Source organism: Paracoccus salsus (genome assembly GCF_021556615.1).
GTDB lineage: Bacteria > Pseudomonadota > Alphaproteobacteria > Rhodobacterales > Rhodobacteraceae > Paracoccus > Paracoccus salsus.
The window spans coordinates 290,234-311,217 of record NZ_JAKGGD010000002.1; the positions used below are offsets into that span (position 1 = coordinate 290,234).

24 protein-coding genes are annotated in these 20,984 nt (G+C 67.4%); 16 read left to right on the plus strand and 8 right to left on the minus strand.

The window, feature by feature from the left end:
• The first annotated feature begins 56 nt into the window (after nucleotides 1-56).
• The 3 genes from L1965_RS04690 to L1965_RS04700 all read left to right on the plus strand — a co-directional run bounded on the left by L1965_RS04690 (nucleotide 57) and on the right by L1965_RS04700 (nucleotide 1,858).
• Nucleotides 57-437, plus strand: a complete 381-nt coding sequence (locus L1965_RS04690; protein WP_235755251.1) for a CidA/LrgA family protein — start codon at nucleotides 57-59, stop codon at nucleotides 435-437.
• Nucleotides 430-1,149, plus strand: coding sequence for an LrgB family protein (locus L1965_RS04695; protein ID WP_235755252.1), 720 nt, complete (start codon nucleotides 430-432; stop codon nucleotides 1,147-1,149). The genes L1965_RS04690 and L1965_RS04695 overlap by 8 nt, the downstream gene beginning before the upstream one ends.
• A 472-nt stretch (nucleotides 1,150-1,621) precedes the next feature.
• Nucleotides 1,622-1,858 (plus strand): hypothetical protein, encoded by a 237-nt coding sequence (locus L1965_RS04700; RefSeq protein WP_235755253.1) that lies wholly within the window; start codon nucleotides 1,622-1,624, stop codon nucleotides 1,856-1,858.
• 63 nt (nucleotides 1,859-1,921) lie between these two features.
• Here L1965_RS04700 and mog read toward each other — a convergent pair whose 3' ends face one another.
• The 3 genes from mog to L1965_RS04715 all read right to left on the minus strand — a co-directional run bounded on the left by mog (nucleotide 1,922) and on the right by L1965_RS04715 (nucleotide 4,280).
• On the minus strand, nucleotides 1,922-2,455 hold the full coding sequence (mog, locus tag L1965_RS04705; protein WP_235755254.1) for a molybdopterin adenylyltransferase: 534 nt from the start codon (nucleotides 2,453-2,455) through the stop codon (nucleotides 1,922-1,924).
• Between the two features lie 17 nt (nucleotides 2,456-2,472).
• Complete coding sequence (locus tag L1965_RS04710) at nucleotides 2,473-2,988, minus strand: DinB family protein (protein WP_235755255.1); 516 nt, start codon at nucleotides 2,986-2,988, stop codon at nucleotides 2,473-2,475.
• A 65-nt stretch (nucleotides 2,989-3,053) separates the two neighbouring features.
• Nucleotides 3,054-4,280 (minus strand): argininosuccinate synthase, encoded by a 1,227-nt coding sequence (locus L1965_RS04715; protein ID WP_235755256.1) that lies wholly within the window; start codon nucleotides 4,278-4,280, stop codon nucleotides 3,054-3,056.
• A 122-nt stretch (nucleotides 4,281-4,402) separates the two neighbouring features.
• Between L1965_RS04715 and ilvA the strand changes: the two genes are divergently transcribed.
• Entirely contained in the window at nucleotides 4,403-5,650 is a 1,248-nt protein-coding gene (gene ilvA, locus L1965_RS04720; protein WP_235755257.1) for a threonine ammonia-lyase IlvA, read from the plus strand.
• A gap of 18 nt (nucleotides 5,651-5,668) precedes the next feature.
• Here ilvA and L1965_RS04725 read toward each other — a convergent pair whose 3' ends face one another.
• On the minus strand, nucleotides 5,669-6,028 hold the full coding sequence (locus L1965_RS04725) for an Hpt domain-containing protein (protein WP_235755258.1): 360 nt from the start codon (nucleotides 6,026-6,028) through the stop codon (nucleotides 5,669-5,671).
• A gap of 125 nt (nucleotides 6,029-6,153) precedes the next feature.
• Here L1965_RS04725 and L1965_RS04730 point away from each other — a divergent pair, with 125 nt between their 5' ends.
• Complete coding sequence (locus L1965_RS04730) at nucleotides 6,154-7,443, plus strand: PP2C family protein-serine/threonine phosphatase (protein ID WP_235755259.1); 1,290 nt, start codon at nucleotides 6,154-6,156, stop codon at nucleotides 7,441-7,443.
• A gap of 40 nt (nucleotides 7,444-7,483) precedes the next feature.
• Here L1965_RS04730 and L1965_RS04735 read toward each other — a convergent pair whose 3' ends face one another.
• On the minus strand, nucleotides 7,484-7,939 hold the full coding sequence (locus L1965_RS04735) for an NUDIX domain-containing protein (protein ID WP_235755260.1): 456 nt from the start codon (nucleotides 7,937-7,939) through the stop codon (nucleotides 7,484-7,486).
• 174 nt (nucleotides 7,940-8,113) lie between these two features.
• On the opposite strand from L1965_RS04735, the gene hslO reads away from it, so the two are divergent.
• The 6 genes from hslO (at nucleotide 8,114) to L1965_RS04765 (ending at nucleotide 14,562) form a co-directional block, all read left to right on the plus strand.
• Nucleotides 8,114-9,163: an Hsp33 family molecular chaperone HslO gene (hslO, locus tag L1965_RS04740; protein ID WP_235755261.1), complete on the plus strand. Its 1,050-nt coding sequence runs from the start codon at nucleotides 8,114-8,116 to the stop codon at nucleotides 9,161-9,163.
• Nucleotides 9,160-9,750 carry an NUDIX hydrolase gene (locus tag L1965_RS04745; RefSeq protein ID WP_235755262.1) on the plus strand — a complete coding sequence of 197 codons (591 nt, stop codon included), beginning with the start codon at nucleotides 9,160-9,162 and terminating at the stop codon, nucleotides 9,748-9,750. Before hslO ends, L1965_RS04745 begins: the two co-directional genes overlap by 4 nt.
• A complete protein-coding gene (locus L1965_RS04750) occupies nucleotides 9,747-10,922 on the plus strand; it encodes a CCA tRNA nucleotidyltransferase (protein ID WP_235755263.1) in 1,176 nt (391 codons plus the stop codon). Before L1965_RS04745 ends, L1965_RS04750 begins: the two co-directional genes overlap by 4 nt.
• Nucleotides 10,919-12,763, plus strand: coding sequence for an ABC transporter ATP-binding protein (locus L1965_RS04755; RefSeq protein ID WP_235755264.1), 1,845 nt, complete (start codon nucleotides 10,919-10,921; stop codon nucleotides 12,761-12,763). The genes L1965_RS04750 and L1965_RS04755 overlap by 4 nt, the downstream gene beginning before the upstream one ends.
• Nucleotides 12,760-13,983, plus strand: a complete 1,224-nt coding sequence (locus L1965_RS04760; protein ID WP_235755265.1) for a class I SAM-dependent RNA methyltransferase — start codon at nucleotides 12,760-12,762, stop codon at nucleotides 13,981-13,983. The genes L1965_RS04755 and L1965_RS04760 overlap by 4 nt, the downstream gene beginning before the upstream one ends.
• Before the next feature lie 63 nt (nucleotides 13,984-14,046).
• Nucleotides 14,047-14,562, plus strand: coding sequence for a L,D-transpeptidase family protein (locus L1965_RS04765; RefSeq protein WP_235755266.1), 516 nt, complete (start codon nucleotides 14,047-14,049; stop codon nucleotides 14,560-14,562).
• A gap of 92 nt (nucleotides 14,563-14,654) precedes the next feature.
• On the opposite strand, the gene dalA is transcribed toward L1965_RS04765, so the two are convergent.
• Nucleotides 14,655-15,167: a divisome-associated lipoprotein DalA gene (gene dalA, locus L1965_RS04770; protein ID WP_235755267.1), complete on the minus strand. Its 513-nt coding sequence runs from the start codon at nucleotides 15,165-15,167 to the stop codon at nucleotides 14,655-14,657.
• Nucleotides 15,168-15,388: 221 nt separating this feature from the next.
• Between dalA and L1965_RS04775 the strand changes: the two genes are divergently transcribed.
• Nucleotides 15,389-16,039, plus strand: coding sequence for a L,D-transpeptidase (locus tag L1965_RS04775; RefSeq protein ID WP_439332047.1), 651 nt, complete (start codon nucleotides 15,389-15,391; stop codon nucleotides 16,037-16,039).
• Between the two features lie 153 nt (nucleotides 16,040-16,192).
• Nucleotides 16,193-17,023 (plus strand): class I SAM-dependent methyltransferase, encoded by an 831-nt coding sequence (locus L1965_RS04780; protein WP_235755269.1) that lies wholly within the window; start codon nucleotides 16,193-16,195, stop codon nucleotides 17,021-17,023.
• Between the two features lie 70 nt (nucleotides 17,024-17,093).
• Here L1965_RS04780 and hemH read toward each other — a convergent pair whose 3' ends face one another.
• The gene (gene hemH, locus L1965_RS04785) at nucleotides 17,094-18,194 is read right to left on the minus strand and encodes a ferrochelatase (RefSeq protein ID WP_235755270.1); all 1,101 of its coding nucleotides are present in this window, start codon (nucleotides 18,192-18,194) and stop codon (nucleotides 17,094-17,096) included.
• Nucleotides 18,191-19,030: a class I SAM-dependent methyltransferase gene (locus L1965_RS04790; protein WP_235755271.1), complete on the minus strand. Its 840-nt coding sequence runs from the start codon at nucleotides 19,028-19,030 to the stop codon at nucleotides 18,191-18,193. Before L1965_RS04790 ends, hemH begins: the two co-directional genes overlap by 4 nt.
• Here L1965_RS04790 and L1965_RS04795 point away from each other — a divergent pair.
• Genes L1965_RS04795 through L1965_RS04805 form a run of 3 tightly spaced genes read left to right on the plus strand, consistent with a single transcriptional unit; the run spans nucleotide 19,029 to nucleotide 20,961 of the window.
• On the plus strand, nucleotides 19,029-19,799 hold the full coding sequence (locus L1965_RS04795; protein ID WP_235755272.1) for a double zinc ribbon domain-containing protein: 771 nt from the start codon (nucleotides 19,029-19,031) through the stop codon (nucleotides 19,797-19,799). The two genes, L1965_RS04790 and L1965_RS04795, sit on opposite strands and share 2 nt — an antisense overlap.
• Nucleotides 19,800-19,831: 32 nt before the next feature.
• On the plus strand, nucleotides 19,832-20,107 hold the full coding sequence (gene grxC / locus L1965_RS04800; protein WP_235755273.1) for a glutaredoxin 3: 276 nt from the start codon (nucleotides 19,832-19,834) through the stop codon (nucleotides 20,105-20,107).
• Nucleotides 20,104-20,961 carry a carbon-nitrogen hydrolase family protein gene (locus tag L1965_RS04805; protein WP_235755274.1) on the plus strand — a complete coding sequence of 286 codons (858 nt, stop codon included), beginning with the start codon at nucleotides 20,104-20,106 and terminating at the stop codon, nucleotides 20,959-20,961. Before grxC ends, L1965_RS04805 begins: the two co-directional genes overlap by 4 nt.
• The last annotated feature ends 23 nt before the right edge of the window (nucleotides 20,962-20,984 follow it).

Genomic DNA, 20,984 nt, shown 5'->3' on the forward strand with positions numbered 1-20,984 from the left:
CACCGCTGCGATCGATCCTGCTGGCGCCCGTGTCGTGGCGGCGCTAGCGTCCGGCCATGATCGCCACGCTTGCCATCATCCTGTCCTTCCAGCTTGTCGGCGAGGTCGCCTCGCGGGCGCTGGACCTGCCGCTGCCCGGTCCTGTCGTCGGACTGCTGCTGCTGGTGGGAACCTGTATCGCCAGGCCCGCCCTTGCCGACCGGATCCGACCCACCACGATGGGGCTGCTGCAACATCTGTCGCTGTTCTTCGTGCCGGCGGGCGTAGGGATCGTGGCCCATTGGGAACTGCTGCGCGATCATGGGCTGGGGCTTGCGCTGGCGCTGGCGGGATCGACGGTGCTGGCCATCGGCGCGGGCGCGCTTGCGTTCACGGCGGTCGCACGATTGGCCGGGTCCGAAGACCCGACCGCGATCAAGGGCCGGGGCGATGAGTGATCCGCTGCTGATCTGGTCCTATCTGTCCGAAGGCCCGCTGCTGTGGCTGACGGCGACGCTGGTCGCCTATCTGATCGGGGACGCGGCGTTTCGCGCAAGCAAACGGAAAAGCTGGGCAAATCCTGTCATGATCGCGATCATCCTGCTTGCGCTGATGCTGTTGGTGACGGGCACCGATTACGCGACCTATTTCGAGGGGGCGCAGTTCGTCCACTTCATGCTGGGGCCGGCGACCGTGGCGCTGGGGCTTCCGCTCTATGACAACCTGCCGCGCGTGCGCAAGGCCGCGTGGCCGATGCTGGCGGGGTTGCTGGTGGGCTCGTCGGTTGCCGTGGTTTCGGCGCTGGCGATCGCGAAATCCCTTGGAATCCAGGGCTCTGTCCTGGCCTCTCTGGCGCCGAAATCGACCACGGCGCCGGTCGCCATCGGGATCGCCGAACGGCTTGGCGGCCAGCCCACGCTGACCGCCGCGCTGGTTCTGCTGACCGGCATCTTCGGGGCGATCATCGTCACGCCTCTGCTGGACGCGCTGCGCGTAACAGACTGGCGGGCAAGGGGTTTTTCGGTGGGCGTGGCCGCCCACGGGATCGGAACCGCCCGCGCCTTCCAGGTGAACGAGACGGCGGGCGCGTTTTCGGGCATCGGCATGGGACTGAACGCGGTGCTGACGGCGATCATCGCGCCGGTCGCGTTGCGGCTGTTCGGCGGCTGAGGCGTTGCGTGCAGCATGCGTGCGTTGCGTGATGCGATGTTTCGGGCAGGCCGTCGGGAAGCGCCAGCAAATGCCGGGTTTCCGGCTGCACAGGGCGTGCACCTGGGCGACACCGGACATGCACAGGCTGTCCACAGCTTGCGAACGGCCAGGCGTTGCGCCATCCGCGCCGTCCATGCAGCCGGGCTGCCGACGCGCGGCGTGCGACCGCGGGAACGTGAACCGCACAAATCCGCAGGGAATATGATGTAATCGCCGCAAGATACCCTATATGTGGACGAGGCCACCGGGCATGTGCGGGCGGTACCAAGGGGTCGTGCGATCACTTCAGAACAGTGCCGCGCAAGCCGGAACCCCATGGCGATCATCGGCTGCGCCCGACGGGTCGTGTCAGGCGACCGGCAAACATTCGGGTCAGACAAGGCCCATCCGCAACGCGGCAGGACATGCCGATCTTTCAGTTAGGACCCATGTGACACGCAAGGAAAAACCAAGCCCGCTGTTCGGTCAGCATTTCAGGCCGCCGGAAACGCTGCAGGACAGGACGACCGCTGCCGCCAAGCTGATCATCGAGGAGGACCGCTCGCGCCGGGATGAAATTTCCACCCGGCTACGCGAGGCCCGGCTGGAACGCGACGAAAAGCGCGTTGCCGCCGCAAAACCCAAAGCCCCCGCAGTCAAGCGCAGCCGGAAAAAGGCATCCGACTGAGCCCCCCCTGGCTTTGGGCGTCCGCCGGCCGCCCCAGCGGCGGGCCGGTCCGGGCCCGCCACTCTATCCGGCCTTTGGCCGGAAGGCCTCGATCCTGGCCGGATCGGTTTCGATACGGGCCGCGCCGAGCAGATCGAGGCAATAGGGCACCGCCGCAAACACCGCGTTCAGGCAGGTGGCGATGGCCGAGGGCTTGCCGGGGATGGTGATGATCAGCGTGGCGTCGCGGCTGACAGCCGTCTGGCGCGACAGGATCGCGGTCGGCACCTCGCGCAGCGACGCGCGGCGCATCTCCTCGCCAAAGCCGGGATATTCGCGTTCGGCCACGTCCATGACCGCCTCGGGCGTCTGGTCGCGCGGCGCGGGGCCGGTGCCGCCGGTGACGAGGATCAGGTCGGCACCCCCTTCGACAAGTTCGCGCAGTTTCGCGGCCACGCCTTCGCGGCCGTCGGGGACGATGTGGCGGGCGATCTCAACCGGCGAGGTGATGACATCGCGCAACCAGTCCTCTGCGCCGGGGCCGCCCTTGTCCTCGTATTCTCCGCGCGCGGCGCGGTCCGACACGGTCACGATGGCGATGCGGGCGGGACGGGTCATGAGTGCAACCTTTCGGATCAGGCGGTTTCGTCGTCTTCCGGCATGAACGGCAGATCGGTGTCGCCGGGCCGTTCGCCGGCTGCGGTCAGCATCGCGTGGATCTGGCCGCGATGATGGGTCTGGTGGTTGAAGATATGCATCACCACGAGGCGCCTTGGCTTGCTCATCTCGCGCCCCATCGCACCCGAGAACCAGCTGAGGTCGCCGTCGAACCAGTCTGAACCGAGGCCGCTCGCCCAGTCCAGCATCTTGTCATCCAGATCGGTCCGGGCCTGGCGGAAATCGTCCCATCCGCCGTCGAAATCCACCGACTGCGCGATGCCGCCTGCCGGTGCCGGGACATCGGCAAACCGGCTCATCCAGATCCGGTCCGCCCAATAGACATGGTGAAACGTCTTCTCGATCGAGCCGAAGAAGGCCCCCCGGTCCCGCGCCCGCTGATCGGCCCCGATCCGGTCGGCCGCGCGCAGCAGGTTGCCGTTCTGCCAGCGGTTATAGCGTGCCATCGTCAGGGCGTAATCCGGGGTCGCCATGCCAGCATCCATCCGTCAGGACCACGGCGGGGCTGCACCAGGCCGGCGCAGCCCCGCCCGTCGATCTATTTCACCCGCGCATTGCGGTTCGCGACCAGTTTCAGGCGCAGCGCATTCAGCTTGATGAAGCCTGCCGCGTCCTTCTGGTCGTAGGCGCCGGCGTCATCCTCGAAGGTGACATGGGCTTCGCTGTAAAGCGAGTGATCGGACCAGCGGCCGACGCAGGTGACGCTGCCCTTGTAGAGCTTCAGCCGGACGGTTCCGGTGACATGCTCCTGGGATTTGTCGATGGCGGCCTGCAGCATCTCGCGTTCGGGGCTGAACCAGAAGCCGTTATAGATCAGTTCGGCATAGCGCGGCATCAGGCTGTCCTTCAGATGGCCCGCGCCGCTGTCCAGCGTGATCTGTTCGATGCCGCGATGGGCCTCGAGCAGGATCGTGCCGCCGGGGGTTTCATAGATGCCGCGCGACTTCATGCCGACGAAACGGTTTTCCACGAAATCCAGCCGGCCGATGCCGTGCTTGCGTCCGTACTCGTTCAGGTCGGTCAGGATCGTGGCGGGCGACAGTTTGGCGCCGTTGATCGCCACCGCGTCGCCCCTTTCGAAGGTGATCTCGACATGCTCGGGCGTATCGGGGGCGTCCTCGGGGTTCACGGTGCGCTGATAGACGTAATCGGGCGCCTCCACGGCCGGATCTTCCAGGGCCTTGCCCTCGCTGCTGGTGTGCAGCAGGTTCGCGTCCACGCTGAAGGGTGCCTCGCCGCGCTTGTCCTTGGCGATCGGGATCTGGTTCTGTTCGGCGAATTCCAGCAGCTTCGTGCGCGAGGACAGGTCCCATTCGCGCCACGGCGCGATGACCTTGATCGCCGGGTCCAGCGCATAGGCCGACAACTCGAAGCGGACCTGGTCATTGCCCTTGCCGGTCGCGCCGTGGGCCACCGCGTCGGCGCCGTGTTGATGTGCCAGCTCGACCAGCCGCTTGGAAATCAGCGGGCGGGCGATCGAGGTGCCCAGCAGGTAAAGACCCTCGTAGAGGGCATTTGCGCGGAACATCGGGAAGACGAAGTCGCGCACGAATTCCTCGCGCAGGTCCTCGATATGGATGTTCTGGGGCGCGATGCCCAGCAATTCGGCCTTGGCGCGCGCGGGTTCCAGTTCCTCGCCCTGGCCAAGATCGGCGGTGAAGGTGATGACCTCGCAGCCATATTCGGTTTGCAGCCATTTCAGGATGATAGAGGTGTCGAGCCCCCCGGAATAGGCAAGGACGACTTTCTTCGGCGCGTCGGACATGGCGGACCCCTTTGGATTTTGTCGTGGGGAATAAGGCCAATCGCGCGGTGTCACAAGGGCGGCGCGCGCAATAACCGTGCGCGGCCCTTGCCAAGTTTGCGCTTTCGGGGCATGGCGCGGGGATGGAAAACTTTGTCGCCTCCGTCAAGAATGCCGAGGCCGCGCTTCGCGACCTGTTCGGGCCCACGCCGTTGCAGCGCAACGATCATCTGTCGGCGAAACATGGCGCCGACATCTGGCTCAAGCGCGAGGACCTGACGCCGGTCCGCAGCTACAAGCTGCGCGGCGCCTTCAACGCGATGCGCAAGCTTGTGGGCGACAGGCCGGGCACGAACGCGCATTTCGTCTGCGCCAGCGCCGGCAACCACGCCCAGGGCGTCGCCTATGCCTGCCGCCATTTCGGCGCGCGGGGCACGATCTTCATGCCGATCACCACGCCGCAACAGAAGATCCACAAGACCCGCATCTTCGGCGGCGACGCCATCGAGATCGTGCTGACGGGGGATTATTTCGACCAGACCCTGGCCGCCGCGCAGGCCTTCTGCGCCGAACAGGGGGCGGCGTTCCTGTCGCCCTTCGACGATCCCGACATCATCGAGGGACAGGCGACGGTCGGGCTGGAGATGCTGGACCAGCTGGGCCGGGCGCCCGATCTGGTGGTGCTGCCGGTCGGCGGCGGCGGGCTGTCTGCGGGCGTGACGCGCTATCTGGGTGAGACGGGGGCCGAGACCCGCTTCGCCTTCGCCGAGCCGCTTGGCGGCGCCAGCCTGAAAGCCGCGCTGGACCATGGCGCGCCGGTCGCGCTGCCGGCCGTCGACAGCTTTGTCGATGGCGCGGCGGTGGCGCGGATCGGCGCCCTGCCCTTCGACACGCTGCGCCGCTTCAGCCCGGCTGACGTGCATCTGGCCCCCGAGGACCGGATCTGCCGCACCATGCTGGAGATGCTGAACACCGAAGGCGTGGTGCTGGAACCGGCAGGGGCGCTGGCGCTGGACGTGCTGGAAGACCTGGGCGACCTGTCCGGCAAGACCGTCGTCTGCGTCTGTTCGGGCGGCAATTTCGACTTCGAGCGGCTTCCCGAGGTCAAGGAACGCGCCCAGCGTTTCAGCGGCGTGAAGAAGTATTTCGTGCTGCGCATGCCACAGCGCCCGGGTTCACTGCGCGATTTCCTGCAATTGCTGGGTCCGGACGATGATATCGCGCGGTTCGAGTACCTGAAGAAATCGGCCCGCAACTTCGGCTCGGTGCTGATCGGGATCGAAACGACCGAGCCTGCCAACCTGACCACGCTGGTCCAGAGGCTGGAACAGGCAGGGTTCGCCTATCGTGACATCACCAATGACGGCATCCTGGCCGAACTTCTGGTCTGAGGAGGCGCCGCCGACAGGCTATGCCACGCCCAGCCCGCCCAGCGGATCGACGCCGGCGACATGCGGAAGGTCGCGCAGGAACAGCTGCTTGGAGCGGGAATAGCACGACAGGACGGCGTCCAGATCGGCCTGGGACGCATGCCCGGTCGCCGCGCGGCTTTCGCCGATGGCGCAAAGTCTGACGAATTCGCTGAATCCCAGGTTCAGCGCGCATCCCTTGAGCAGGTGCATGTCACGGCAAAGCTGGTCGGCATCGCTGACATCAAGTCGCATCAGGACCGCCTCGACCTCGTCCAGAAACATCTCCACCACGCTTGCGAACGCGCCGCTGCCGATATCGTCGCGCAGTTTCAGCACGTGTTCCCATTCGATCATCATCGCTTCGCGTCCTGCCTTCTTCATCGTCGGGGGTCAGGTTAACCGCGACAGATTTCGGAATATTTAAGGCGCTGCCCGCCGCCGCTTTACCGCTTCTTTACAGGCATTCGGCTAGAACCGCAGACATGAATTTCGCGAATCGAACCCCAGAGGTCACGCCCTCACCCAAAGGCAAGCGCCAGGCCCGCAAGGTGCTGCTGGTCGATGACAGCCGCGCGCAGCGGAATCTGATCGGGGTGCAGCTGCGCCGGGCGGGTTATGCCGTCACCGAGGCCGCTTCGGGGGACGAGGCGCTGGCGCTGTGCGATGGGCTGGAGCCCGATTTCATCCTCTCCGACTGGGTCATGCCCGGCATGTCGGGTCTGGATCTTTGCCGCGCGTTCCGCGCTCGGGCACGCAAGGTCTATGGCTATTTCGTGCTGTTGACCTCGAATGCCGAAGAGGGCGACATCGCCAGGGGGCTTGATGCCGGGGCCGACGATTTCCTGACCAAGCCGATCGCCGGGCAGGAATTGCTGGCCCGGCTGTCGGCCGGCGAACGCATCCTGCGCATCGAGGAGGAACTGCGCGCCAGCAACGACCAGCTGCGGCGCGCGCTGGACAAGCTGGAGGAGACCCAGGCCGCCATCGACCGCGACCTGCGCGAGGCGCGCAAGCTTCAACAGGGGCTGGTGCGCGAACGCGCCGGCCGGTTCGGCCCGCTGCAGCTGTCGCTGCTGTTGCGCCCGGCCGGACATATCGGCGGCGACCTGGTCGGGTTTTTTCCGATCAATGCCGACCGTGTCGGGCTGTATGCGCTTGACGTGTCGGGCCACGGCGTCACCGCCGCCCTGCTGACGGCCCAGCTTTCGGTGCATCTGTCGGGCGCCGCTGACCAGAATGTCGCGCTGCGCGCGGCGCAGGCCGGCAGCGACGCGGTCACGCCCGCCGCGCTGGCGCATTTCTTCAACAACATGATGCTGGAGGAGATGAGCACCGACAGCTATTTCACCATGATCTACGCGGAGCTGAACCACCTCACCGGCCGCGTCCAGATGGTTCAGGCCGGTCATCCCCATCCGATGCTGCAAAAGCCCGACGGACGTGTGTTGAAGATCGGCAATGGCGGCATGCCGGTGGGGGTGTTCGACAATCCGATCTTCGACGAGATCGAATTCACGCTGGAACCCGGCGACCGGCTGCTGATCGCCTCGGACGGCATCACCGAGGCGTCAAGCTCCGCCGGCCCGCTTCTGGGCGAGGAAGGGCTGGAAGCCATCATGCGGACCAACGCCTTTCTGAGCGGACACGCCTTCCTGGAATCGATGGCCTGGTCGGTGTCGGAATACTGCCGCGGCGAACGGCTCGACGACATGTCCGCGGTGCTGATCGAATATCTGCGCCCGGCCGAGACGGTCAAGCTGCCTCGTCACTGAGCCCGGCATCGCGCAAGGGCGGGCATGCCCGGCGCCGCCATCAGATCCGCCGGCCCCGGCCGGCGAGGGCGTCACGCAGAAAGGCCCGGGCCCCCGGATCGGCCAGGCGGCGGGCGGCCTCGGACGCCGCCAGCCAATGCGCGCTGTGACCGGGTTCCGTCGGCGCGGCACGGCGCAGAACCGGCCGTCCGGTCCAAACCGAGCACAGTTTTTCCGCCCACATCCCGTAATCCGGCATGTAGCAGAACCGCCGATAGGCGCCGATTCGGCAGAGCCCCGAAATCGTCCAGCCGGTTTCCTCAAGCACTTCGCGGTGCAGCGCGCCGATCGCGCCTTCGCCCGGATCGATCCCGCCACCGGGCAGCTGGAACTCGGGGTCGGGGGCGTCCTGATGGGTCAGCAGGACCCGCCCGTCGCGGATCAGGACCGCGTAGGCGCCGGGCCTCAGACGATAGCGCCGGGCCCGTCGAGGGGTATGGCCAAAGCGGGGAATCATGGGCGCTCCTTGCTAGATCGGCGCCTTGATAGCGCGGGGCGGCGGGCGGCGGAACCGCCCATGCCGCAGGGGCGCGCCGTCGCCAGCCCCCTTGGGATCGGCGCCGAAAACCTTATATTGGGCCCCGACCCGGCCCGCCTGTGCGCGGTGCCCCAAGGATTTCAAGGATACGCCATGAGCAAGATCAACCAGATCGCCTGGGACGACACGGTCCTGCCCTTCCAGCTGGACCGGTCATCGATCCGCGGCCGCGTCGCGCGGCTGGACGGCGTGCTGGACCATATCCTGTCGCGCCACGACTATCCGGCCCCGGTCAGCGCGCTGGTGGCTGAACTGGCGTTGCTGACGGCGCTGACCGGACCGACCGTCAAGCTGCGCTGGAAGTTGAGCCTGCAGGTCCGCGGCAACGGCGCCGTTCGCACGATCGCCGCCGATTTCTTCGCGCCCCAATCCGACGACACGCCCGCGCGCATCCGCGCCTGGGCCAGCTTCGACCCCGAGCGGCTGGACGATCGCCCGCCCTTCGAACAGATCGGGGACGGCTATTTCGCGATCCTGATCGACCAGGGACCGGGCAGCCAGCCCTATCAGGGGATCACGCCGCTGTCCGGCGGCTCTCTGTCGTCCTGCGCGCAGACCTATTTCGCCCAGTCCGAACAGCTGCCGACCCGCTTTCAGCTGGCCTCGGGACGGTCGCAGATTTCGGGGCAGCCGGAACACTGGCGGGCCGGCGGCGTGATGTTGCAGACGCTGCCCGCCCGGCCGATGGAGGCGGGCGAGGGCGAGGGCGGCAGCGGCGAAGGCGGGCTGATCGAGGCCGCCGACATCCTGCAGGGCGCCGAATCCGAGGACTGGAACCGCGCGAACCTGTTGCTGGACACGGTCGAGAAGCTGGAGCTGATCGGCCCGACGGTCGGCCCGACCGACCTGCTGTTGCGACTGTTCCACGAGGAGACCCCCCGCGTCTTCGATGCGCAACGCGTCGAGTTCGGCTGTTCCTGCACCTCGGACCGGGTGCGCGACACGCTGTCCATCTATTCGGCCAAGGACATTGCGTCCATGACCACCGATAACGGCGTGGTGACCGCCGATTGCCAGTTCTGCGGCGCCCATTACGAATTCGATCCCAACAGCCTCGGCTTCGAGGCGACGGTGGATCAGGATGGCAAGCCGATCGACCCGGACCGGTATGACGGCGACGCGCAGGGCAGGGCCGCCGAGTGACGCCGCAATGGTCCGAACACGGCCTGCGCGAGGCACTGGCGTCCGAGGAGGCGCCCAGTTCGGACTATGATCTGGACGGCACCCCGCCGCCGAATGCGCCGACCCGGCCGGCGGGCGTGCTGGCGGCGTTCCACGAGGATGACGGGCGGCTGGTGCTGACCAAGCGCGCCTCGGGATTGCGTCACCATCCGGGACAGATCTCGCTGCCCGGCGGCAAGGTCGATCCGAACGACAGCAACGAGGTCGCGGCGGCATTGCGCGAGGCCCGCGAAGAGATCGGGCTGGACCCGGCGCAGGTCGATCTGATCGGCATGTTGCCGCCGCATCGCACCGTCACCAGCTTTGCCGTGACGCCCGTCGTCGGCATCATCAGGGGCCCCTTCACGCCGATTGCCGAACCCGGCGAGGTCGTGGAGGTGTTCACCCTGCCCTTCGCCCATATCGCCGATCCCGACCGCTACCGGGTCGAGCGGCGGCGCTGGCGCGGCGGCTGGCGCAACTACTATGTCGCGCCATGCGGGCCTTATTACCTGTGGGGTGCGACCGCGCGGATGCTGCTGGGGCTGGCGCGCAGGCTGCGCCAATGACCCGGCTGCCCGATACCCTGCCCGACCGGCTGCTGGACGATCCGGCGCTGGCCGCGGTGCTGGACGCCATCGAGGCGGACGGCCACCGTGCCCTGCTGGTCGGGGGGGCGGTCCGCAACGCCCTGCTGGGGCAGGCGGTGGAGGACATCGACATCGCCACCGATGCCCGCCCCGAAACGGTGATGCGACTGGCGCAGGCGGCCGGGCTGAAGCCCGTGCCGACCGGCATCGACCATGGCACGGTCACCGTCATCGCCGCAGGGCGCGGCTTCGAGGTCACGACATTCCGCCGCGACGTGGAAACCGACGGGCGACGCGCCGTGGTGGCGTTCTCGGATGACTTGTCCGAGGATGCGCGGCGGCGCGACTTCACCATGAACGCGCTTTATGCCGATCGCGCAGGCAAGGTGATCGATCCGGTCGCCGGGCTGCCCGATCTGGTTTCGCGCCGGCTGCGCTTCGTGGGCGATCCCGAGGCGCGCATCCGCGAGGACTATCTGCGCATCCTGCGATTCTTTCGCTTCCTGGCCTGGTATGGCCGCGAGGCCGAGCCCGAGGCGGTGACGGCCTGCTCCGGGCTGAAGGACGGGCTGAGGCGGATCGCGCGCGAACGCATCGGCGCCGAGACGAAAAAACTGCTGGCGGCACCCGATCCCGGGCCGGCGCTGGCGCTGATGGCCGAAACCGGCGTTCTGGCGCAGGTGCTGCCCGGCGCGGACGCGACCGTGCTGCCATCGCTGATCGCCGCCGAGAACGGCCTCGCCCCCGCCTGGCCGCGCCGCCTGGCCTGCCTGCGCGCGCCCGGCGTGGCCGAGGCGCTGCGCCTGTCGCGCGGCGAGGCCAGGACGCAGGCCGCGCTGGCGCACGCCCTGTCCGAGGGTTGGACGCTGAGCGAGGCAGGCTATCGTCTGGGCGAGGCCACCGGCGCGGACTATGCGCTGATCCGTGCGGCCGAGGGCGAGACGCTGCCCGAGGGCTGGCAGGCACGGCTGGCCCATGCCGCCGCCGCCAGCCTGCCGATCGCGGCAAGGGACCTGATCCCGCAGTTGCAGGGCGCCCAGATCGGGCGCGGCCTGAAGGCCGCCGAGGATGCCTGGATCGCGGGCGATTTCGCGATGCCGGCCCCGGCGCTGATCGACGCGGCCCTGCTGGCCGGAAAGGACGGGCCATGAGCCTGCATCAGCGTTTCGGTCGCATGGTCGATGCGTTTCGGCCCGCCGACGGGCCGCCGCCCGACACGTTGCTGGCCTTTTTCCGCTGGTGCCTGTCGGGGGCATGGCGCGGGCTGTCCGTCGCGGCCGTCACCTCGGCGCTTGGCGGGGCCGCGGATGTGGTCTCGGCCATGCTGCTGGGACGGATCGTGGATGCCGTCAGCGTCAGCACATCGGGTGGTTTCTGGGCCGAGAACGGCCTGCTGGTCGCGGTCTTCATCGGCTTTTTCCTGATCCTGCGTCCGGCGATCTTCGGGCTGTCCACCGCCAGTTCCAACGTCATCATCGGGCCGAACATCCTGCCGCTGGTCCTGTCGCGGCTGCATCGCTGGACGATGGGCCATTCGGTGACCTTCTTCGACGACGATTTCGCCGGCCGGCTGGCGCAGAAGCAGATGCAGACCGCCCGCGCCGTCACCGATGTCGCCAGCGAGATGGTGAACGTGGTGGCCTTCGCGCTGGCCTCGGTGATCGGTTCGGCCGCGTTCCTGCTGTCGGTCGATGGCTGGGGCGCAGTGGCGCTGATCGTCTGGCTGGGGGTCTATTTCGCGCTGATCCGGTTCTTCCTGCCGCGCATCAGGCGGCGGTCGGGCGCGCGCGCCTCGGCCCGCGCGATGGTGACCGGCCAGGTCGTGGACACGATCACCAACATCAAGACCGTCAAGCTGTTCGCCCATGCCGAACACGAGGACCGCGCGGCGCTTGGCGCGATGGCCGGGTTCCGGGAACGCGCACTGGATTTCGGCGTCGTCTCGACCTGGTTCCGGCTGTCGCTGATGATCGTCGCAGGCATCCTGCCGGTCATCCTGGTGGGCGGCGCGATCCTGCTGTGGCGGCAGGGGCTGGCGACGCCGGGCGACATCGCCGCCTCCGGCGCGATCGCCATGCGGCTGTCGCAGATGACCGGCTGGGTCAGCATGGCGCTGATGGGGATCTGGGGCAATGTCGGCGAGGTCGAGGACGGCATGAAGACCCTGTCGCCGCCGCACGCGCTGACCGACATGCCGGGCGCGGTCAGGCTGGACGGCGTGGCGGGGCGAATCGAGTTCGACCATGTGGATTTCGCCTACGGCCGTGACGAGGGCGGCATCCGCGATCTGACGCTGGACATCGCGCCGGGCGAGAAGGTCGGGATCGTCGGCGCCTCCGGGTCGGGGAAGTCAACGCTGGTGGCGCTGCTGCTGCGGCTTTACGACGTCGAGGACGGCGCGATCCGGATCGACGGGCACGATCTGCGCCGCGTCACGCAGGAAAGCCTGCGACGCCAGATCGGCATGGTCACGCAGGAAACCGCGATGTTCAACCGCTCGGCGCGCGACAACATCCTGTATGGACGGCCCGACGCCAGCGACGCGCAGATCGAGGCCGCGGCACGCGCGGCCGAGGCGCATGAGTTCATCCTGGGGCTGCAGGACCACGCCGGTCGGCGCGGCTATGGCGCCAATCTGGGCGAGCGCGGTGTCAAGCTGTCGGGCGGCCAGCGGCAGCGGATCGCGCTGGCCCGCGCGTTCCTCAAGGACGCCCCGATCCTGGTGCTGGACGAGGCGACCAGCGCGCTGGACAGCGAGGTCGAGGCGCAGGTGCAGGAGGCGCTGGTCCGCGCGATGCGCGGCAAGACGGTGCTGGCCATCGCCCACCGCCTGTCCACCATCGCCGAGCTGGACCGGATCATCGTCCTGGATGCCGGCCGGATCGTCGAACAGGGCAGCCACGCCGAGCTGCTGGCCCGCGGCGGGCTTTACGCGCGCTACTGGGCGCGGCAGTCGGGCGGTTTCCTGGGCACCGAAGAGGCCGCCGAGTGAGCGTCTGGACGATCGACAGGCTGGGACGGCGCGGCGATGGCGTGGCGATCGGGGACCGGGGACGTGCGCTGGCCCCGCTGACGCTGCCTGGCGAGCAGATCGAGGGCGAGGCCGAGGACGGCCGGATCGCCGCAGCGCGCATCCTGACGCCGTCGGCTGCGCGGGTGAAGCCGCCTTGCCCGCACTATCGCGCCTGCGGGGGCTGTTCGCTGATGCATGCCTCCGACAGCTTCACCAGCGCCTGGAAGCGGCAGGTGGTCGAAACCGCGCTGGCCGCCCAGGGGGTGCAGGTGCCGTTGCAGGGGATGCATGTCTCGCCGCCCCGCTCGCGCCGGCGGGCGGTGCTGTCGGGCCGGCGGACGAAAAAGGGGGCGTTGCTGGGGTTTCACGCCCGCGCCTCGACCGTGATCGTGGACCTTGCCGACTGCCATGTGCTGCGCCCCGAGATCACCGCCGCCTTGCCGCTGCTGCGACGGATCGTGGCCACGGGCGCGTCGCGATCGGCTGAAATCACGCTGACGGTGATCCTCGGCCCTGCCGGGCTGGACGTGGCGGCCCGTGGCGGCAAGCCGATGGACCCGGCGCTGTTCCAGGCCCTGGCGGCGCTGGCCGAGCAGGGCGATCTGGCCCGACTGGACTGGGACGGCCAACCGATCACGCGCCGACCGCCGGCCCTGCCGATGGGCCGCGCGCGGATCGTGCCGCCGCCCGGTGCCTTCCTGCAGGCCACCGCCGAGGCCGAGGCCGCATTGCGGACGGTTGTGCAGGACATCACCGCGGGCGCGGCCCGGATCGCCGATCTGTTCGCCGGCTGCGGCACATTCGCCCTGCCCCTTGCCGAGACCGCAACGGTCCACGCGGTCGAGGGACTTGCCGCGCCTCTGGCCGCGCTGGACAGCGGCTGGCGGGCGGCGACGGGGCTGCATCGCATCACCACCGAGATTCGCGATCTGGCGCGCAACCCCTTGCTGACCGACGAAATTAACCGCTTTGACGCAATCGTGATCGACCCGCCCCGATCGGGGGCCGAGGCCCAGTGCCGCCAGATGGCGGCCTCGACCGTCGGGCGCGTGGCCTTCGTGGCCTGCGATCCGGTCAGTTTCGCCAAGGATGCGCGCATTCTGGCCCAGGGCGGGCTGCATCCGACCCGGTTGTGGGTGGTCGATCAGTTCCGCTGGTCGCCGCATGTCGAGATCGCCGCAGAGTTCCGGCGCCGCTAGCCCGGAACGGGTTTTCGTGGTAGTTGATCCTCATAAAAACGCAAGAAACAGACCGAGGCAGTGATGTACCAAGCGACCCGCCGAACCGTCACATTTTCGCTGCTGGCATTGCTGGCGGCGTGTGGCAAACCGCCATCCAAGTTCAAGGCCTATGACGGCCCGCCCGTGACCCAGGTCGTCGTCAAGAAGGGCCAGCGGCGGATGTATCTGCTGCACAACCAGACCGTCGTGAAGGCCTATGACATCGGGCTGGGCAACGCGCCGATCGGGCACAAGCAGTTCGAGGGAGACGGCAAGACGCCGGAAGGCGTCTATTTCATCGACCGCTTCAATCCGCGCAGCGCCTATCACCTGTCGGTCGGCGTATCCTATCCGAACGAGCGCGACTCGGCCCACGCGCAGTCCTTCGGTTTCCTGCCGGGCGGCGACATCTTCATCCATGGCCGCGGCCCCGAGGGCAACGCCAAGGCCCCCAAGCTGCGCGACTGGACAGCGGGCTGCATCGCGGTGAAGGACGAGGAAATCGAGGAAATCTATGCGATGCTGCGTCCCGGCGTGCCGATCGTCATCAATCCCTGACCGCCGAAGCCGGCACCCCCGCGCCCCAGGATGACAAAGCCCCGGCGGCTGCCGGGGCTTTTCGGTGCGGGGCCTTTCTGTCGCAAGGCGGGTCAGCTGCCCGCCAGCAGCGTCCACCAGACCTTGCCCGACGGTTCCTGATACCAGGCGAAACCCAGGTTTCTGGCTGCCGGGTCCATGATCACGTCGCGGGTGTCACGCTCGCTCATCCAGGCATTCAGGGTCTGGATGTCGTTCTCATAGGTTTCCGAGATGTTCTCGCCGACCAGCGTGCCGTAATAGCCCTGGCGACGCGCACGCTCGATCGGCGACGACCCGTCCGAACCCCAGTGCCAGGCGCGGTTCTGGGCGGCCATGTCGCGCGAATGCGCCAGCGCCGCGGCGCTGAGTTGCGGGTTCAGCATCATCGGGGGCAACGCCAGATTGGCCCGCAGCATGTTGACTTGCTGCAACACCCGGACGGGAATTTCCGCGGCTTCGCGTTCGTCGATCCTGAACGCGACCGGCAGCGGCTGACCATCGGGACCCAGTTGTGGCGCGGTGCGGGGCTGGCACGCGGCCAGCGCGATCAACGACAGGATCGCGAGCACCTTGAAATTCATCATTATCCTTACCCCTCGTGTGCGATTGCAGGCAGATCTACAGAAACCGGACCCGCCCTTCAAACGCACGAATACGTGAGGACCCCGGCCTGTGGCCGCGCCGCCTCTGACGGCGGTTTGATTTGCCCTGCAGGCGAGGCAGGACTATACCGTTTCCATCCGCACGAGGCGGAGCAGTCAAGGCCGTCCGCAAGAACGGTCAGTCGAACGAAGGACACATGCCAATGAGCACATCGTCTGCCCTCAACCGCCGGGCCTTCCTTGGCTCGGCCGCCGCACTTGGCGCCGCCGGTCTGGCGTTGCCCTCTTTCGCGCAGCAAATCGATCCCTATACCGGCCAGCCGATCATCGGGGCGACCCCCGGCGCCACGCCTGACGCGGGCGCCGTGCAATACGACGCCGAGTCGAACCAGCGCCACAATATCTCCAGCTTCCGGTCGCAGGACTGGCGGCCCTATTTCGACAATCTGACCAATGGCGCGATCCTGTGCGACCTGACCTCGCGCGCGGTGCATTTCTGGTCCGAGGATGAAACCGTCTATCGCCTCTACCCGTCATCGATCCCGGTCAGCAGGGATCTGACACGCACCGGCCGCACCGAGGTCATCAAGAAGGTCGAGGGCCCCAGCTGGGCGCCCACGCCCGAGATGAAGGCCCGGAACCCGGAATGGCCCGATTTCGTGCCGCCCGGCCCCGACAACCCGCTTGGCACCCATGCGCTGTGGCTGAGCTGGCAGTATTACCGCATCCACGGCACCCACGACACCCGCAAGATCGGCCGCAAATCCTCGAACGGCTGCATCGGGTTGTATAACGAGCATATCCAGGAGTTGTTCGGCCTGACCACGATCGGCACGCAGGTTCTGTTGATGTGACAGGGCTGCATCAGTGACGCAGGAAAAAGGGGCCGCGAGGCTCCTTTTTTGTTCCTGATGAATGGCGGCTGTGAGCCCCAAGCGGACCAAAGAAAACCGCCTCAGGCACAGCAGGAAGTGTGCTATCAATGCCCGACAAAAAAGGGGGCGGAGATGACGGACGCGCAGACCATTGCGGATCACTGGGGCAAGGGAGACGTCTATTCCCTGATCCTGGAAACGATGGAATTGGCCGGTATTGATCCCAGCTCCGTTACCATTGAACAACTCGCTCCCGTGGACCATTTCCATGCCAGGGGGTTCCCGGCCACCGTGGAGCTGGCGGATGTATTGCCGATCCGAAGGGGGGATCAGCTCGTGGACATCGGCTGCGGGCTTGGCGGTCCCGCCAGGTATTTCGCGAAGCGTTTCGGTTGCCACGTCGACGGCATCGACATCACGGCCCCGTTTGTCGATGCGGCCAACCGGCTGAGCGCGCTTGTCGGAATGGAAGATGTGGTTGCGTGTCGGCACGGTGACGGACAGAAACTCCCCTATGGCGACAACTCGTTCGATGGCGGCTACACCCAGCACGTCACGATGAATGTCCCGGATCGACGTGCCTTCTTCAGCGAGGCGTTCCGGGTCCTGAAGCCGGGGGCGTTCTTCGCCTTGACTGAACACGGGCTCGGCGAAGTCGGTGATCCGCACCACCCGGTTCCCTGGTCGGAAGACGGAGGTGGGGCTTACCTAATGCGCCCCGCCGATACCATAGCCGCATTGGAAGATGCAGGTTTCTCGGAAATCGCGGCCACGGATATCGGTGAAAAGCATCTCAAGGGTTATCACTCGGCCATTGCGCTCGCGGAAAAGGGCGAAGCACCCGTTTTCGGAACGCACATACTGTTGGGGAAGCAAGCCCCCCTAATCGTTCGTAACGCTGCTCGCAATATCGAAGAGCGAAGAACCCAACCGGTTCAGATCCTTTGCTACAAGCCCGGATAAAATCTTCTCGGGTTCTTCGTCTCAAGGTCTGCTTCGTCCCGCATAGCAGACGCCCTTCAGGCGAGAATCGTCAGACCCAACCGCCCAGATTGTCGCGCAGGACGTTCAGCATCACCTCGATATGGGCCGGGTCGTCGTTCAGGCAGGGGATATAGGTGAACGCCTTGCCGCCGGCATGTTCGAAGCTTTCGCGGATCTCGCCGTTGATCTCCTCCAGCGTCTCGATGCAGTCCGAGGCGAAGGCGGGCGAGATCACGGCGATGTCGGTATGGCCCGCCCGCGCCAGATCGGCGACATGTTCCACGGTATAGGGGCGCAGCCATTCCTCGCGGCCGAAGACCGACTGGAAGGTGGTGTCGATGATGCCGTCGGGCCAGCCCAGCGCCTCCTTCAGCAGGCGCGAGGTCTTCTGGCACTGGCAGTGATACGGGTCGCCCTGCATCAGATAGCGTTTCGGCATGCCGTGATAGGACGCCACCAGCTTGGTCGGCACCCGGTCCCCCAACGTCCGGCGCACGCTGTCCGCCAGCGCGGCGATATAGTCGGGTCGGTCGAAATAGGGCTCGCAGGTCCGCACCGAGGGTTGCCAGGTCTGCTTCATCAGCGCCCGGAACAGCTGGTCATTGGCGGTGGCCGAGGTGGCGCCGGCATAGTGCGGATAAAGCGGCAGGAAGACGATGCGGCGGCAGCCCGCCTTGACCATGCGCTCCAGCACCTCGTCGGTGGTGGGGTTGCCATAGCGCATGCAGAACTCGACCATCACCTGATCGCCCCATTCGGCCTGCACGCGCGCGCGCAGCGCCTCTGTCTGGTCGCGCGTGGTGGTCATCAACGGGCTTTCGCCCTTTTCCTCGTTCCAGATCAGCTTGTAGTTCGCACCCGACGTGAAGGGCCGCTTGGTCAGGATGATCGCCTGCAACAGCGGCTGCCATTTCCAGCGCGGCAGGTCGATGACCCGGCGATCCGACAGGAATTCGTTCAGGTAGCGCCGCATCGACCAGTAGTCATAGCCGTCGGGCGTGCCCAGATTGGCGATCAGGATGCCGGTCCGTGCGGCCGGGATTGCCGGATGGTCGGGGCCGGCATGGACGGGCACGCGGGCGGCCGAGGCCTGGTTGGCGGAGATCTGGTCGGCTGGGACCTGGGTAGCGGGCGCAGTGGCTGGCTTCATGTCTTTTTCCTGATTTCGTTCAGCGCGTCGGCAAGATGTGTCTGCGCCGAACCGGGCCGCAAGGGCTTGGGCTGGGTGTCCGACGGCGACCATCCGGTCAGAAAGACCAGATCGAAGGTGACGCCGATACGGGACGGATCGTCGCGGTCGGGGTGGTGTTCGGCCATGATCGCGGCCGCGCGGGCAAAGACCGCCGCCCGCGTCGGACGGCGCAGCCGGGCGGCCAACGCGTTGCCCTCGCCCATCGCGCGCAGATCGCGGGCAAGATGCAGCAGGTCACGATAGCTGGCCGGCTGGCTCAGCAGATCGGCCACCGGCAGCGCCAGCCCCGCACGGGCCAGCAGCGCCCCCATGTCCCGGATCTCGCCCATCGGCAGGACGCGCGGCGACAGGCCGCCGGTGATTTCGGCCTCGGCCTGCGCCAGGGCGGCGCGCATCCCGGACAGGGTCTGCCCGCCGAAGCAGACGGCGATGAACAGGCCGTCCTCGCGCAATGCGCGGGCGCATTGCACGATCTGCCCGACCGGATCGTCGGCCCAGTGCAACGCCATCGCGTGGACAACCAGATCATGTGCGCCGGGCGCCAGATCAAGCTGCGGATCGTCGGCAACCACCCGCGCCTGCGGAAACCGCGCGGCCCACGGATCGGAAAAACCCGTCACGATGGCGGGCCGCGTAAACGATCTGTTAATCTCGGCAAGCCTATCCTCGATCTCGTCGGCTGCGATTCGATGCAGAATGTCTGCATGGCCGGAGCGGTTCGCACGATCGCGCTGACGCAGCAGCGCGATGCGATCGGTCAGCACGGGTCGGTCGGGGCCGGAGGGGGTGTTCATGGGGCAGGAACATAGGCTGCTTCGCGCGGCGATGAAAGGCGCGCTGAGGCTGCTTTATCCCGCGCAATGCCTTGGCTGCGGGCAGCCTGTCGCCGGCGAACCGGATGACGGGGTCCGGCTGTGCCCGGACTGCTGGCGCGACACACAGTTCATCACCGGCGCCTGCTGCGCGCGTTGCGGCGCGCCGCTGCCCGATGACGGCAGCGGCGCGCGCGATGATTCCCTGATCTGCGACGACTGCCTGACGATCGCGCGGCCCTGGCGGCAAGGGCGTGCGGCGGTGGTCTATGCCGGCACGGGACGCCAGCTTGTGCTGACCCTGAAACACGGCGACCGGCCCGATCTGGCGCCCGCGCTGGCGGGCTGGCTGTCACGCGCGGCCGCGCCGCTGGTCCGGTCCGGCATGGTGGTCGTGCCGGTCCCGCTGCATCTGAAAAGGTTGATGAAGCGCCGCTACAACCAGGCGGCGCTGGTCTCGACCCATCTGGCGCGCGCAAGGCGGCTGGAACACCTGTCCGATCTGCTGATCCGGCACCGCCACACCGAAGGGCAGGACCACCGCAGCGTCAGCGACCGGTTTGCCAATCTGCGGGGCGCGATCACCGTGAACCCGCGCCGCGCCGCGCGGATCGAGGGCAAGGCGGTGCTTCTGGTCGATGACGTGATGACCTCGGGCGCGACGCTGGCCGCGGCGGCCGAGGCGCTGCTGGCGGCCGGATCGGGACCGATTTCGGTCGCGGTTCTGGCGCGCGCGGTCAAGGATGACTAGATCTGGTCCCGAAGCCGCGAAACAGGAACCCCATGACCCAGGCCCCGAAGATCGAGATCTATGCCACCCGCACCTGCCCCTTCTGCGTTTCCGCCAGGGCCCTGCTTGACCGCAAGGGCGTCAGCTATGCCGAGATCGATGTCGGCGCCGCGCCCGGGCGCCGTGCCGAGATGACCCGGCGTGCCGGCGGCCGCCGGACGGTCCCGCAGATCTTCATCGGCCCGACCCATGTCGGCGGCTGCGACGAGCTTTACGCGCTGGACCGCGCCGGCAAGCTGGACCCGCTTCTGCAGGGGCGCGCAGCATGAGCGACGCCGGGATGCTGAGTGTCGGTCTGGTCCAGCTGACGGTCGGTGACGACCCGCTGGCCAACCTGTCGCAGACCATCCCGATGGTGCGACGGGCGGTGGCCGAGGGCGCGCGTTTCGTGCTGACCCCCGAAGCCACCAATCTGCTGTCCCCCGACCGCAAGCGCCAGCAGCAGGTGCTGCAGGTCCAGCACGAGGACCCGACCCTGTCGGCGCTGCGCGCCGAGGCGAAGGCGGCCAAAATCTGGCTGCTGATCGGATCGCTGGCGCTGAAATCGGGCGACAACGACGATCGCTTCGTCAACCGCAGCTTCCTGATCGACCCCGAGGGCGGGATCGCCGCCAGCTATGACAAGCTGCACATGTTCGACGTCGCGATCTCGGACACCGAGCAGTATCGCGAAAGCAGCGCCTATCGGCCGGGCGGACATGCGGTGATGGCGCGCGCGTGCGGCGTGAATGTCGGCATGACGATCTGTTACGACCTGCGATTCCCGCATCTCTACAGAACCCTGGCCCAGGCGGGCGCGCGCATCCTGACCGTGCCCTCTGCCTTCAGCCCGACCACCGGCGAGGCGCATTGGCAGGTGCTGCTGCGCGCCCGCGCGATCGAGAATGGCTGTTTCGTGCTGGCGCCCGCGCAATGTGGAACCCACCCCGCCCCGCACAGCCGCGAACGCCAGCCGCGCCGCAGCCACGGGCACAGCCTTGCCGTCGATCCCTGGGGCAAGGTGCTGGCGGATGGCGGGCTGACTCCGGGTGTGACGATTGTCCAGCTTGACCTGCAGGCGGTTGACAGGGCACGGTCCCGTATTCCGTCGCTGAGCCATGACCGCGACTTTGACGGTCCCTGATCCGCCGCTTCACAATGCCGTGA

Excerpts from the sequence above, each read along its gene's own strand:
- L1965_RS04730 (WP_235755259.1), top strand. The coding sequence starts at position 6,154 with ATGAATTTCGCGAATCGAACCCCAGAGGTCACGCCCTCACCCAAAGGC.
- L1965_RS04775 (WP_439332047.1), top strand. The coding sequence starts at position 15,389 with ATGAGCACATCGTCTGCCCTCAACCGCCGGGCCTTCCTTGGCTCGGCC.
- hemH (WP_235755270.1), bottom strand. The coding sequence starts at position 18,194 with ATGAAGCCAGCCACTGCGCCCGCTACCCAGGTCCCAGCCGACCAGATC.
- L1965_RS04755 (WP_235755264.1), top strand. The coding sequence starts at position 10,919 with ATGAGCCTGCATCAGCGTTTCGGTCGCATGGTCGATGCGTTTCGGCCC.
- L1965_RS04790 (WP_235755271.1), bottom strand. The coding sequence starts at position 19,030 with ATGAACACCCCCTCCGGCCCCGACCGACCCGTGCTGACCGATCGCATC.
- ilvA (WP_235755257.1), top strand. The coding sequence starts at position 4,403 with ATGGAAAACTTTGTCGCCTCCGTCAAGAATGCCGAGGCCGCGCTTCGC.
- L1965_RS04780 (WP_235755269.1), top strand. The coding sequence starts at position 16,193 with ATGACGGACGCGCAGACCATTGCGGATCACTGGGGCAAGGGAGACGTC.
- dalA (WP_235755267.1), bottom strand. The coding sequence starts at position 15,167 with ATGATGAATTTCAAGGTGCTCGCGATCCTGTCGTTGATCGCGCTGGCC.
- L1965_RS04805 (WP_235755274.1), top strand. The coding sequence starts at position 20,104 with ATGAGCGACGCCGGGATGCTGAGTGTCGGTCTGGTCCAGCTGACGGTC.
- mog (WP_235755254.1), bottom strand. The coding sequence starts at position 2,455 with ATGACCCGTCCCGCCCGCATCGCCATCGTGACCGTGTCGGACCGCGCC.
- L1965_RS04750 (WP_235755263.1), top strand. The coding sequence starts at position 9,747 with ATGACCCGGCTGCCCGATACCCTGCCCGACCGGCTGCTGGACGATCCG.
- L1965_RS04765 (WP_235755266.1), top strand. The coding sequence starts at position 14,047 with ATGTACCAAGCGACCCGCCGAACCGTCACATTTTCGCTGCTGGCATTG.
- hslO (WP_235755261.1), top strand. The coding sequence starts at position 8,114 with ATGAGCAAGATCAACCAGATCGCCTGGGACGACACGGTCCTGCCCTTC.
- grxC (WP_235755273.1), top strand. The coding sequence starts at position 19,832 with ATGACCCAGGCCCCGAAGATCGAGATCTATGCCACCCGCACCTGCCCC.
- L1965_RS04795 (WP_235755272.1), top strand. The coding sequence starts at position 19,029 with ATGGGGCAGGAACATAGGCTGCTTCGCGCGGCGATGAAAGGCGCGCTG.
- L1965_RS04710 (WP_235755255.1), bottom strand. The coding sequence starts at position 2,988 with ATGGCGACCCCGGATTACGCCCTGACGATGGCACGCTATAACCGCTGG.
- L1965_RS04715 (WP_235755256.1), bottom strand. The coding sequence starts at position 4,280 with ATGTCCGACGCGCCGAAGAAAGTCGTCCTTGCCTATTCCGGGGGGCTC.
- L1965_RS04695 (WP_235755252.1), top strand. The coding sequence starts at position 430 with ATGAGTGATCCGCTGCTGATCTGGTCCTATCTGTCCGAAGGCCCGCTG.
- L1965_RS04735 (WP_235755260.1), bottom strand. The coding sequence starts at position 7,939 with ATGATTCCCCGCTTTGGCCATACCCCTCGACGGGCCCGGCGCTATCGT.
- L1965_RS04725 (WP_235755258.1), bottom strand. The coding sequence starts at position 6,028 with ATGATGATCGAATGGGAACACGTGCTGAAACTGCGCGACGATATCGGC.
- L1965_RS04690 (WP_235755251.1), top strand. The coding sequence starts at position 57 with ATGATCGCCACGCTTGCCATCATCCTGTCCTTCCAGCTTGTCGGCGAG.